At 36.2% G+C, this 12,789-nt stretch carries 10 protein-coding genes; 8 read left to right on the plus strand and 2 right to left on the minus strand.

Annotated elements, in window-relative coordinates:
• Nucleotides 1-56: 56 nt before the first annotated feature.
• The 3 genes from PFY10_00295 to PFY10_00305 all read left to right on the plus strand — a co-directional run bounded on the left by PFY10_00295 (nucleotide 57) and on the right by PFY10_00305 (nucleotide 3,907).
• A complete protein-coding gene (locus PFY10_00295; GenBank protein ID WBV56878.1) occupies nucleotides 57-1,067 on the plus strand; it encodes a glycosyl hydrolase in 1,011 nt (336 codons plus the stop codon).
• Between the two features lie 272 nt (nucleotides 1,068-1,339).
• The gene (gene hemN / locus PFY10_00300) at nucleotides 1,340-2,698 is read left to right on the plus strand and encodes an oxygen-independent coproporphyrinogen III oxidase (GenBank protein WBV56879.1); all 1,359 of its coding nucleotides are present in this window, start codon (nucleotides 1,340-1,342) and stop codon (nucleotides 2,696-2,698) included.
• Between the two features lie 3 nt (nucleotides 2,699-2,701).
• Entirely contained in the window at nucleotides 2,702-3,907 is a 1,206-nt protein-coding gene (locus tag PFY10_00305) for a hypothetical protein (GenBank protein ID WBV56880.1), read from the plus strand.
• 23 nt (nucleotides 3,908-3,930) lie between these two features.
• Here the strand turns inward: PFY10_00305 and PFY10_00310 are convergent, their stop codons facing one another.
• Complete coding sequence (locus PFY10_00310) at nucleotides 3,931-5,295, minus strand: PQQ-dependent sugar dehydrogenase (GenBank protein WBV56881.1); 1,365 nt, start codon at nucleotides 5,293-5,295, stop codon at nucleotides 3,931-3,933.
• Nucleotides 5,296-5,512: 217 nt separating this feature from the next.
• Here PFY10_00310 and secD point away from each other — a divergent pair, with 217 nt between their 5' ends.
• Nucleotides 5,513-8,407: a protein translocase subunit SecD gene (gene secD / locus PFY10_00315; protein ID WBV56882.1), complete on the plus strand. Its 2,895-nt coding sequence runs from the start codon at nucleotides 5,513-5,515 to the stop codon at nucleotides 8,405-8,407.
• A gap of 208 nt (nucleotides 8,408-8,615) precedes the next feature.
• On the plus strand, nucleotides 8,616-9,842 hold the full coding sequence (locus PFY10_00320) for a TCR/Tet family MFS transporter (GenBank protein WBV56883.1): 1,227 nt from the start codon (nucleotides 8,616-8,618) through the stop codon (nucleotides 9,840-9,842).
• Nucleotides 9,843-9,910: 68 nt separating this feature from the next.
• Here PFY10_00320 and PFY10_00325 read toward each other — a convergent pair whose 3' ends face one another.
• Nucleotides 9,911-10,852 (minus strand): hypothetical protein, encoded by a 942-nt coding sequence (locus PFY10_00325; GenBank protein WBV56884.1) that lies wholly within the window; start codon nucleotides 10,850-10,852, stop codon nucleotides 9,911-9,913.
• Nucleotides 10,853-11,075: 223 nt separating this feature from the next.
• Here PFY10_00325 and PFY10_00330 point away from each other — a divergent pair, with 223 nt between their 5' ends.
• The 3 genes from PFY10_00330 to PFY10_00340 are packed head-to-tail and all read left to right on the plus strand — an operon-like array spanning nucleotide 11,076 to nucleotide 12,787.
• Nucleotides 11,076-11,405: a twin-arginine translocase TatA/TatE family subunit gene (locus PFY10_00330; GenBank protein ID WBV56885.1), complete on the plus strand. Its 330-nt coding sequence runs from the start codon at nucleotides 11,076-11,078 to the stop codon at nucleotides 11,403-11,405.
• A gap of 3 nt (nucleotides 11,406-11,408) precedes the next feature.
• Nucleotides 11,409-11,975, plus strand: a complete 567-nt coding sequence (locus PFY10_00335; protein ID WBV56886.1) for a phosphatase PAP2 family protein — start codon at nucleotides 11,409-11,411, stop codon at nucleotides 11,973-11,975.
• The gene (locus PFY10_00340) at nucleotides 11,972-12,787 is read left to right on the plus strand and encodes a tetratricopeptide repeat protein (GenBank protein ID WBV56887.1); all 816 of its coding nucleotides are present in this window, start codon (nucleotides 11,972-11,974) and stop codon (nucleotides 12,785-12,787) included. The genes PFY10_00335 and PFY10_00340 overlap by 4 nt, the downstream gene beginning before the upstream one ends.
• Nucleotides 12,788-12,789 lie beyond the last annotated feature (2 nt).

The following is a 12,789-nucleotide window of genomic DNA, read 5'->3' on the forward strand; positions in this document are numbered from 1 at the left end:
AAATCCACAGAATGTTGTGGATTTTTTATTTTTGTCTTTCACCAAATTAAATTTTTATGAAAAATATTCTAGCATGTGTATTTTGTTTTTTGGGAATATTGACATTTTCCCAGGAAGTAAACATGGAAACAATTTTTAATGATAAAATTAGCATAAGAGCGCTCCAGGTCTGGGATCATAAAATCTGGTATGCGGGTACGGATTCCAAATTTGGTTTTGTTGATCTTAAAAATTTTAAAAATCAAAAACAGATTTCATTATCGGATCAGAAGTTAGAGTTCAGAACATTGGCTCAGAACAATAATGATTTTTATGCTATTAATGTTGGAAGTCCTGCTTATTTCTTTAAAATTGATAAAAAGGATATGCAGTCAAAAACAGTGTATAAGGATACGGTGAAAACTGCATTTTATGATGCTTTACACTTTGTGAACGATCATCTTGCTTTTACTTTCAGTGATTCGGATTCAAGTAATCGCCTTAAATTGGTTGCTTTTAAAAATGGGAAATGGGATTTGCTAAAGAATGAAATTTCATTAAACAGTGGGGAAGCAGCTTTTGCAGCAAGTAATACAAACATTGCTTCAACTAAAAAATACATGTGGATCGCAACAGGAGGTAAAGCTTCCCGAATTCTGAGGTTAGATCTTAAAACGGAGAAGTTTGATGTTTTTACTACACCATTTATTCAGGGCGAGCCATCGCAGGGAATGTATTCTATAGATTTTTATGATGACCGGTTTGGAGTGGCAGTCGGAGGAGATTATACCAAACAGAAAGAGAATATCAATAACATAGCGACGACTAATGACGGGGGAAAAACCTGGCAGATTCAGGCGTCAGGTGCGAACGCAGGCTATACTACCTGTGTAAAAATTAGACCGGGATCCAAAGGAAAAGAAATGATAGCAGTAGGAGATCAGCATATCAGTTATTCTTCAGATTTTGGAAAAACTTGGAGGAAAATTTCTGATGAAAAAAACTTATACGTGTGTGAGTGGATTGATCAAAATTCCGTTGCCTTTGCGGGTAAAGACAAGATCCAGCTGATGAAATTAAAATTTTAAATTTTTGGTATAGAGGATATCTGTAGTTTTATTACCCATTATAATTTTCTTCGGTATACCTTTGAGTGATTTTGGATACAATTAGGTTATTGAATATTTTAAGGCTTTATTTTTTGTATTTAGAGCCTGTGAAGGGTATTTAGACTGATTATAAATTTCGAAAACGAACCCTAATATAATTCATGATTTAAAATTCATAAGTTATAGCTAATTTTGCAGAATGAAATTCTTATGTGAATTTTATTCAATTTATAAAAATTTAAAATTTTTAGATGAACTCTTTAATCGATAAATATAATATTCCCGGACCACGTTACACGTCTTATCCTACTGTTCCATATTGGGACGAAAGCACCTTTTCTCCTGAAAAATGGAAGGAGAGTGTGGTAAGATCTTTCCATGAAAGTAACTCAGGTGAGGGAATTTCTATTTATATCCATTTGCCGTTTTGTGAAGCATTATGTACTTTCTGTGCATGTCATAAACGTATTACAAAGCAGCATAGTGTTGAGACACCTTATCTTGAAAGTGTTTTAAAAGAGTGGAAGCTTTATCTTGAGCTTTTTGATGAAAAACCTAAATTAAAAGAACTTCATTTAGGAGGGGGAACGCCTACTTTTTTTTCTCCTAAGAATTTAAAGACATTACTGGAAGGAATATTTGCTACGGTAGATATTGCAGAACATCCCGAGTTTTCATTTGAAGGACATCCTAATAATACAACAAGAGAGCATCTTCAGACTTTGTATGATCTTGGCTTCCGAAGAGTAAGTTTCGGCGTGCAGGATTACGATCCGAAAGTTCAGAAAGCAATCAACAGGATCCAGCCTTTTGAAAAAGTAAAGGAAGTAACCGAATTAGCCCGTGAGATAGGATATGGAGGAATAAGCCACGATTTGGTTTTTGGACTGCCTCACCAGCATTGGGATGCAATGGAATATACGATCCGTAAAACACTGGAACTGAAGCCTGACAGACTGGCTTTTTATTCCTATGCGCATGTTCCGTGGGTAAAAGGAGTAGGACAGAGAGGTTTTGATGAAAATGACCTGCCAAGCGGAGAGGAAAAAAGAAAACTCTACGAAGATGGTAAAAGCTTATTGCAGGAACTTGGATATATAGAGGTTGGGATGGATCATTTTGCCCTGGAGCATGATGACCTTTATCAGTCTTTAATTCAGAAAAAGCTGCATAGGAATTTTATGGGATATACTTCAAGCAAAACGCAATTGATGGTGGGACTTGGAATGTCTTCAATTTCAGATTCCTGGTATGCTTTCGCTCAAAATGTAAAAACGGTTGAAGAATACCAGAAAATCATTGAAGAGGGAGAGATTCCGGTGGTAAAAGGTCACATCCTTAATCATGAAGATTTAATTATAAGAAGACATATTTTGAACCTTATGTGTCAGCTGGAAACGACATGGGATATCCAAAACTCTTTCCCGGAACTGGAAAATGCTTTGGAGATGCTTAAGGAAATGGAAAGAGATGAACTGGTTGAAATCAGAGATCATCAGATCAAGATTACAGAAAAGGGAAGAGCGTTTACAAGAAATGTAGCCATGGTGTTTGATCTTAGAATGATGCGAAATAAACCTGAAACCAGGATTTTCTCTATGACTATTTAGTAGATGAATAGAAAAGTTCTTTTCATTATTATCTATACATATGCACTTGTTTTTAGTGTCTTAAAAACGATAAGGTTTCCCAATCAATGGTCCGTTGCTCACTGGATGCTCGATTATAGATTCGGGTTTATAAAAAGAGGATTTGCCGGAGGTTTTTTGGGATTATTTGTAGAGAAAAATGAACAGAACATATTTGTTTTATCTGTTTTTATAATATTGTTGCTATATGGATTGTTGTTGTTTATGGCCAGTAAAGAAACAATCCGTAACAAAGGAGATGTTTACACTCTCGTATTTTATCTCACCTTTTTTTTATCTCAATATATCATATTTACAGCCCATCTTATAGGGTATTTGGATCATATCATCTTTTTACTAACCATTTTGGTTATATGGCTTCTCAGGAAGAAAAAGATTCTGCTGGCATCATTAGTTGCTTCTATTAGCATTCTTATACATGAGGTTTCATTTTTCCTGATGCTCCCTATCTGTTGCTTTGCTTTGATGGTGGATGGAGTAAGTGGAGAAGGAATTTCTTTCAAAGACACCTTAAATTCCCATTTAATAAAGAGGATCAGCTTCTTTCTTATATTACCGCTTGCTGTTACTTTTGGAGTGTCAGCCTACCAGGAAATGAGCGGGTCAAACTATCATAAAATGATTTTTAATTATCTGGATCATTTAGAATTTATAAACGCAAAAGTTGCCGATTCTGTAGCATCTGCTTATACTGTAAAATTTACAGACTATATACAAGATGAGAGTCCGCATTTCTTTCAAAGGGTATTTGTTTCCAAATGCTCAATATTTTTTGGGATTCCCATTCTCTTTATGATGTATGTTGTTTACAGGAAGTTTGAAAAGGCCAACAAGTATCTTTTGCTATTGTTTGCTATTGTTATTCTAATTCCCTTAGGGCTTCATGCTATTGCCTATGACACTTACAGGATATGGTCATTTCCTTTCATGATTTTGTTTCTGGGTTATTGGATTCTCAATTCCGGGTACAATGTTACAGTCGATGTTTCTGAAAAATTATCCTTACCTGAAATTTTGCTTGCTGCTCTTGCAATTGCATTGGTATCGTTAGTTCCGAGTCAATTACTGGATGATGAAGTGGAGCGTTTTTCTTTAGTTCAGAGACTGCTGATTTTAATTCCACTTCTAGCTTTAGGAACTGCGTGTTTTTATAAGAAAGCCCCAATGTAATGATATTGAGGCTTTCGTTAACATTATTGAATAATTAGCTTTTGACTATAGGATTTTAATTCTCCTGACTTTAAATTGATGTAGTATACTCCCGGGCTAAGACATGAAATATCAATACTGTTATCATTACCAATTTTTAGCTGATTCATTAGCCTGCCTTCAGAGTTAATGATCTCTACTGAAAGTTTCTGTTCTTTAATACCGTCAATGAATACTTTTTTAGAAGCAGGATTTGGATATACCCTTATTTTGGCTAAATTATTATTTTCCTGTGTTGAGAGTGTTCCGCTTGTAATTTTGTAAATCTTTCCGCTATTAACACCGGCAACATATAGACCATTCTGGTTATCTTGTCCAAAAGTTGAGAAACCATTTCCAGAGTAGGACGTCGTCCAGGTTATGGAATTATCAGAGCTCAACATTCCGATCTGGTTGGAGCAATAATCTGCGAAAAAATATTTTCCCTGTAATGCAGGGTAAAGAGTTCCACGGTAAACATAACCTCCGGTTATAGAGCATTTTCCACCAGAGTGGTCATATACGGCAACCGGAAAAGTCATTGTTGAAGTGGCTGCGCATCCACCGGTATTATAGGCCGTATTTCCTTCATAACATCTCCATCCATAATTAATTCCGGCCTGGGTAATCGGATTTTTGTTGATTTCTTCAATCTGTCCCTGACCCACATCTGCAATCATGGCATTTCCTGTGGTGAGATCAAAGGAAAACTTCCAGGCGTTCCGAAGTCCATATGCCCATATTTCATCTGCTCCGTCAATACCTACAAATGGATTGTCAGGAGGTATATTATAAGCATTGGTAGAGTTAATGTCAAGACGCAGCATTTTACCCAGCAGGGAGTTTTTGTTTTGTGCATTGTTGTTGGGGTCTCCACCGCTACCTCCGTCTCCGGTTACCACCCATAATTTGCCGTCAGGCGCAAAATGAACGCTTCCTCCATTATGATTATCGAAAGGCTTTGGGATATTGAGTATTATTTTTTCAGAGCTTGCATCGGCTACATTCGGATCAGTGCTGCTTACGGTATATCTGGCAACAGTAATGTTTCCGTTGGTTGCATTGTTGTAATATACAAAGAAATAACCGTTTGTTGCATACTGGGGATGGAAAGCCAATCCTAAAAGTCCTCTTTCTCCACCATACAAAACTTTGCTGCTAATGTTTAAGAAGTTAGTCGCATTAATAGTCCCGGAAGGTTGAATAATTTTAATGATTCCGTTCTGTTGTACTACGAAAAGCCTGCTATCATTGGCATTTGTAATTTCGACCGGACTCGTGAGCCCGGTGGCAAATTCTACCAGATTAATTGTCTGGGAATTAAGAAATAGGGAAGAAAAAATCCCTATCACAAAAAGTAAAATTTTCATAATATTTTGATATTTAGTGTATTGTATTCATAATGAAAATTTCATACCAATTAAACTTTATAAACTTCATTAAAATAAGCTTTTAAAATTGATAAATCTTAAATGGAAGTCATATTGTCGATATATCTGAAAATAAACCATTTCTGTTATTGAAAGTTCATAAAATATAAAGAAAATCATTATATTTGCCGACTTAATTTAACGTAGTTATAACAAAATGCAAGGAAAAGGACTTATTACAATTGTTGCTATTGTACTGGGGTTGATTTGCTTAAATGAGCTTATACCAACCTGGTACGCCAGCAAAATTGAATCGCAGATTGAAGCTGCGAACGGAAACGAGAAAGAGATCAAACGAATAAAGGAAGATACTCTTAATCTTGGTTATACGAAGCTTTATTATTCTAAAGCGAAAGACAAAGAAATGAAACTTGGTCTTGACTTGAAAGGAGGGATCAACGTTCTTTTGGAGATCAACCAAAGAGATTTGGTGAGTGATTTAACGAATTACTCTTCTAATCCTGTTCTAATCGAAGCTTTAAATAAAACTGATGAGGTTCAGAAGAATTCTACTAAATCTTATGTAGATAATTTTTTCGATCAGTTTGATGCCATAAACAAAGCAAAAGGAACCAATCTTAAACTTGCAGATCCGGAAATATTCGGAAACACTAATCTTACTGAGATTAAGTATAATACTACTGATGAGCAGGTAAAAAGTATCGTTAAAAGAAGAATTGATGCTTCTGTAGGTACTGCTTTTGAGGTTATCAGAACCAGAATTGATAAAATGGGAGCTGTACAGCCGAATGTTCAGAGAGTACCGGGAACAGCGAGAATTTCTGTTGAAATGCCTGGTATGAAAGACATCGATAAAGTAAAGAAAATGCTTCAGACTTCAGCAAAACTTCAGTTTTGGGAAGTACAGCAGGTTCCTGAAATTGCACCTTATTTTCAGACTTTAACAAGTGTGGTTGCAGCAAAAGGAGATTCTATGGGAGTTGCAAAGAATGTGAACTTCATGAACCTTTTACATTTAGACAAGTTAAGAACCAACGGAGTTGCTAACATTAAATTGTCTGATACTGCAGTTGTAAATAAAATTTTAAACAGCAAAGTGGCTCAGGCATTACGTCCGGCTAACATTAAATATACCCAATTCATGTGGGGGTACAAACCAGAAGCTACAGATGCTGAGAGCCTGGTATTGTATGCCATAAGAGGAAACATCAACCAAAAAGCACCAGTAGACGGAGCTGTTGAAACCGCTAACATCAGCTATGATGAGCTGGGAAGAGTAGTAGTTGATATGCAGATGGATTCTAAAGGGGCTAAAGAATGGAAAACATTAACAGAGAAAAACGTTAATAAACCGGTTGCTGTAACTCTTGATAACAGGGTATATACTGCACCGAACGTAGTAAATGCTATTCCTAACGGTAGAACTCAGATCTCCGGTAACTTCTCTCAGGAGGAAGCTAAAGAACTGGTAGACGTTTTAGGAGCAGGTAAATTACCGGCAGGAGCTAAAGTAGTTCAGGCTACACAGGTAGGACCGTCTCTAGGACAGGAATCTATTAATGCAGGGATGATCTCATTCGCTATTGCATTTTTAATCATCATCGTTTATATCATTTTCTATTATGGTGGTGCTGGAGTATACGCTGTAATCGCAATGGTTATTAACTTATTCTACATTTTCGGAATTATGGATTCCGGAGACTTTACGCTTACTCTTCCAGGTATTGCAGGTATCGTTCTTACAATGGCAATGGCTGTGGATACGAACGTAATTATCTACGAAAGAACAAAAGAAGAACTATTTGCCGGGAAAAGTATCTTGGAGGCTTACAAAGATGGTTTCAAACATGCATTGAATGCCATTATTGATGGTCACTCGACAACATTCCTAACGGCAGTAGTGTTATTCTTCTTCGGAACGGGACCTATTAAAGGATTTGCTTTAACACTAATGATTGGTATTGCAATGACTTTATTTACTTCTGTATTGCTTTCAAGAGTAATGATCTTCAACAGACTGAATAAAGGAAAACACCTTTCTGTATGGACAGCTCCGACGAAAAATCTGTTCAGAAATACGTGGATTGATTTTATTGGGAAAAGAAAATATGCGTATATCATTTCTGCTATATTAACTGTAATCTGCATCGGATCTATTGCAACTCAAGGATTTAAGTATGGAATTGATTTCACTGGTGGTAGAAACTACGTGGTAAGGTTTGATAAAGATGTAAATGCTGAAGATATCGAGCAGAACCTGGTAAAAATGTTTAAAACGGAAGATGGTAAGAACTCTTCTGTTGAGGCTAAAACCTTTGGTAACTCTAAACAATTGAAAATCTCTACAGATTACCTTATTGATGATGAATCGCTTAAGGCTGACCAGACTGTTGAGCAAAAATTATATGAAGGATTAAAAGGGAATTTACCGGCTAATATCTCGCTTCACGATTTTAAATCTGCGGATAAAGACCATGCCGGAATTATCTCTTCTGAGAAAGTAGGTCCTACTGTAGCAGATGACATCAAAACCCACGGTATTCTTGCAGTTGTTGCTGCTTTAGGAGGTATCTTTATCTATATCCTTATCAGATTTAGAAAATGGCAATTCTCTCTGGGTGCTGTTGCTGCATTGTTCCACGATGCGATTATCATTCTGGGAGCTTATTCATTGCTGCATAAATTCATGCCTTTCAATATGGAAATCAACCAGGATTTCATTGCTGCAATCCTTACCGTATTAGGGTACTCAATCAATGACACCGTGATTATCTTCGATAGAATCAGGGAATATCTGAGAGAGAAGAAATCTTTAACATTGGCAGGTTTATTTGATGATTCAATTTCAAGTACATTGGGTAGAACATTCAATACCTCATTTACAACAATCCTTGTAATTTTAGCAATCTTTATCTTTGGTGGAGATAATCTGAGAGGATTTATGTTTGCGATGCTAATTGGTATTGGTTTCGGTACCTATTCATCCATATTTGTTGCTTCGGCTATTGCTTATGACTTCCTTAAGTCAGGGAAAGAAGAAGGAGTACATGGAAAAACGACTTCGAATAAAGAAGTCCTTGCTTCAAAATAATTATACTACAATAAATAAAAAAATAGCCTTTCATTTCGAAAGGCTATTTTTTTATTGGTTTAAATCTAAGGAAAGAAAATTGTTTGAATAATTAAATGTTAAGCTGTAAGTCCGACCTACTATTCAATCCTTGATAATCAATTATCATTATTAAATCTTCACAATTTAGAATCATTATACTTCTATATTTCATTAATTTTGCACAATTATGGAAAATTCAAGGAAAAAAGCCGCCATGAGCTTTATTTTTATAACGCTCCTGATTGATATCACCGGATGGGGGATCATTATTCCCGTTGTTCCTAAATTAATTGAGGAACTGATTCATGCAGACATCAGTGAGGCCGCAAAATATGGTGGCTGGCTTGGTTTCGCCTATGCGTTTACACAGTTTATATTTTCCCCGGTAGTAGGAAATCTCAGTGATAAATACGGAAGAAGACCCATTATCCTCATTTCGCTTTTTGGATTTTCAATAGATTATGTTTTACTGGCTTTAGCTCCAAGTATCTGGTGGTTATTCCTGGGAAGAATTATAGCCGGAATCACAGGAGCGAGCGTAACCACTGCAAGTGCATACATCGCTGATATCTCTACTGACGCGGACAGGGCTAAAAACTTTGGCCTGATAGGAGCAGCTTTTGGTTTGGGATTCATTATTGGACCTGTGCTGGGAGGTGTTCTGGGGCATTATGGCTCAAGAGTTCCATTCTACGCTGCGGCCGGTTTATGCCTGCTCAATTTTCTTTACGGATATTTTATTCTTCCAGAAAGTTTAGATAAAGATAAGAGAAGAGAATTCAGTTGGAAGCGTGCCAACCCTGTGGGATCATTTAAGTTTTTAGGTAAGCATCCTGAAATTTCTGGATTGATCGTGTCTTTAATTTTGATTTATATTGCAGGTCATGCTGTACAGAGCAACTGGAGTTTTTATACGATGTATAAATTCAGCTGGACGGAAAGGATGGTTGGATTATCTCTGGGAGCAGTAGGATTATTGGTCGGACTTGTACAGGGAGGTTTGATCCGTTGGACAACTCCAAGATTAGGAGAGCAGAAAAGTATTTATTACGGATTGGCCTTGTATGCCATCGGAATGTTATTGTTTGCATTTGCTACAGAAGGGTGGATGATGTTTGCATTCCTTATTCCTTATTGTTTAGGAGGAATTTGTGGTCCTGCACTTCAATCTGTGATTACAAAAAGTGTCCCTTCTAATGAACAAGGAGAATTGCAGGGCGCTTTAACAAGCCTGATGAGTGCTACGGCAATTGTAGGCCCTCCTATGATGACAAACCTGTTTTATTACTTTACCCATGATGAGGCGCCATTTAAGTTTTCAGGAGCACCTTTCTTTTTAGCTTTCCTTCTCATGGCTGTAAGTGTGGTTATTTCATATTATGCATTCGAGAAAAATAGAGAAATTAAAAAGTAAATTATTTTAAATAAAAAAGCAGGATATCATTATTGATATCCTGCTTTATTTTTTAGTCTATGTATTGATTAAGGATAAAGGGACTTTGTTCCGTTACTTACGATATTACTTCCCAAACCGGAAAATGATACCGTAAAGTTACTTGAATTAAAGCTTAAAGAACCTGTCGGTGTACATAATCCAAGTGCATATCTGCATTGTCCGTAAGCTCCGGTTCTCTTTAATATTTTGCTTTCGCTTTTTGCTTTTCCTAAACTGATATTGCCCCAATCACTTACATCAGTATTAGATACGGTAGATCCATTATAATAAATCGTGATCTTATATCCGATTTCTCCTCTCTTGGATCCCCATAGCCATTTTGCCGTCCACCATTCTTTATACCACTTCGAAAGTACCTTTGCCTGATTGTCATTAGAGGCTTCTACGTTACTTCCTCTATCCATCATTACCAGGCCTCCTAACACATTATCCCAGATAATTCCGTTGGTATTGTAGAAACATAATGAAGTAAATTGCTCTCCCTTATGATTCCATGTAATTTCAAGTACTTCTGTATTTGGTTTTACCTCCTGACTAATGACATCCTTCAGGCTTTGTTGGGCAACTGATAGTTCATCTCCTGAATTAAAATTTGTCATTTTGCCTATTTTTACTGATGCCGGGTCTGTAATATTACCAAACGCCACATAAGTATTTTTATCTGAAATGAGGTTTTGGGAAATGGAAATTCCATTTGCATCAGACAGCTTTCCTAAAACTGAAACTCCGGTAATCTGAAGATCATTTTTAAGGTATTGTTCCAGATTTTTCTTTGAATCATTCAATTGTGTTTGAACAATATCGGGGAGTGTTTGAGAAGAGGGAGTTAATAATTTTTTCAAATCGGAAACCGATTCTTTTTTTGCGGTATTTTCCTGAAGTACTTCAGTTGTTTCATTTTGGCAGCTTGTTAAAGACAGCACCATTGCCAAGGCAAAAACCTTGAAGGGAGTTACTAATTTTTTCATAAGTATATATTTAATGTTTGTGTAGAAATAAAAATAATGAAAAATTTAATATAATTCTTTAATGAGAGAATTAATTATTGATTAATTTAAAAAGACCGGAATATTAAGAGGATTAATAAGCCTGAATTGAAAATATTTAAAGCTTTGAAATGGAAAATCTTAAAATTTGTTTAAATTTTATGTTTCTACATTATATATGTATAATCTTTTGTAATTTTACCTCATGGAATTAAGCATTGGAGAAATGGCATTGATTGCAGTCGCAATCGTTGTATTATTCGGTCCGGATAAACTCCCTCAGATAGCGCGTGACTTAGGAGCAGGCGTAAGAAAGATGCGTGGAGCGGTAGAAGACATTAAAACCGAGATCATGAAAGAGACGGATAACCCTGTTTCTGAAATCAAACGTGAGATCGAAAAGGTGAAAGATGCTGCTAAAGATTTTAACCCAATGAAGAATATTGAAAAAGATATTCTTACCGAACCTTCTTCTGAGCCTGCAAAGCCAAAGCCTTCTGAAGATGAAACCTATGAAGGACCTGTAAGCAGATAACTGATGGAAGAAATCATTCAGGAAGATAAAAATGTCTTTTTATTTCTCAATAATTTGGGGAGTTCTTCGTTTGATCAGTTTTGGATGCTTATCTCCAGTACATGGATTTGGGTTCCGCTTTATATTATTTTTCTGTATTTTCTTTATAAAAATTACCAGTTAAAATCCTTAGTTTTTATTCTTTTATTTATACTTATAGGAACAACCGTGTCCGATCAGGTCGCTGGCATCTTTAAGCATGGAGTACAAAGATTAAGACCTTGCCATGATCCTTCTCTTGAACATTATATGAGGATCGTAAAATGTGGCGGACAATTTGGATTTTATTCTGCTCATGCATCGAATACTTTCTTTTTAGCTACATATCTGAGTGTTTTATTAGGAAAAAAACTCAGATGGTTTCCTTATGCTATATTTGTATGGGCTGCAGTGGTTTCTTACAGCCGTATATATTTAGGAGTGCATTTCCCGATAGATATTTTGGTGGGGGCGTTTGTTGGACTTTTATTGGGAGTGATATTTAGTGCACTCGCGAAAAAAGTCATCAACAAACAAACGATAACCTCATGAAAAAACATTTATTACTTGTAGTATTAGCATTTACATTTGCTAATCTTTATTCCCAGGACGCAAAAACAGCGGAAGAATGCTTTAAAAAAGCAGATTATAAGTGCGCCGAAGAGCAGTACGCTAAATTAGCCGAAAAAGAACAGATTCAGAAATACCAGTCGGAGTACTACAATAATCTGGGGACTTCCCAAAGGAGATTGGGTAAAACGAGCCTTGCTCTTAAATCGTATGAAGCAGCTCTGCGGGCAAATCCAATGTCGGCACCAGTATATGCTAATCTGGCATCGGTAAACAGCCAAAAAGGAAATAAACAGAAAGCCCTTGAATACATTGATAAAGGATTACAGATTGATGCTGAAAATGTAGATATGTATTTGACAAGGTCTAAAATTTATGACAGCCAGGGAAAGAAAGAACTGGCTATTAAAGATCTGAACCAGATTTTATCTTTTGCTCCGGAAAATATTTTTGCAAGAACGGGATTGGCTAATTTAAAGAAGAATAATGGCGATCTTGACGGAGCATTAAAAGATTATAATCAGCTCATTTCTGAAAAACCGGAGTCTTTGTTATACAACGGACGTGCGGAAGTCTATTTAAAAATGAAAAAACAGAAGGAGGCTTTGACTGATATCAATAAAGCTATTTCCATAGATCCGAAATTTGCTCAGTCCTATGTAACAAAATCTCTGATTTTGTTTGACGGTGCCAAGCCGAAAGAAGCTTGTGTCAATCTGGAGAAAGCTGTTGCTTTGGGATACGAAAAAGCAATTCTTGCAGATCATTTTGCAAAATGTCCTCCTGCCAAGTAAAC

The sequence above is a fragment of the Chryseobacterium daecheongense genome (genome assembly GCA_027920525.1).
GTDB classification, from domain to species: domain Bacteria; phylum Bacteroidota; class Bacteroidia; order Flavobacteriales; family Weeksellaceae; genus Chryseobacterium; species Chryseobacterium proteolyticum.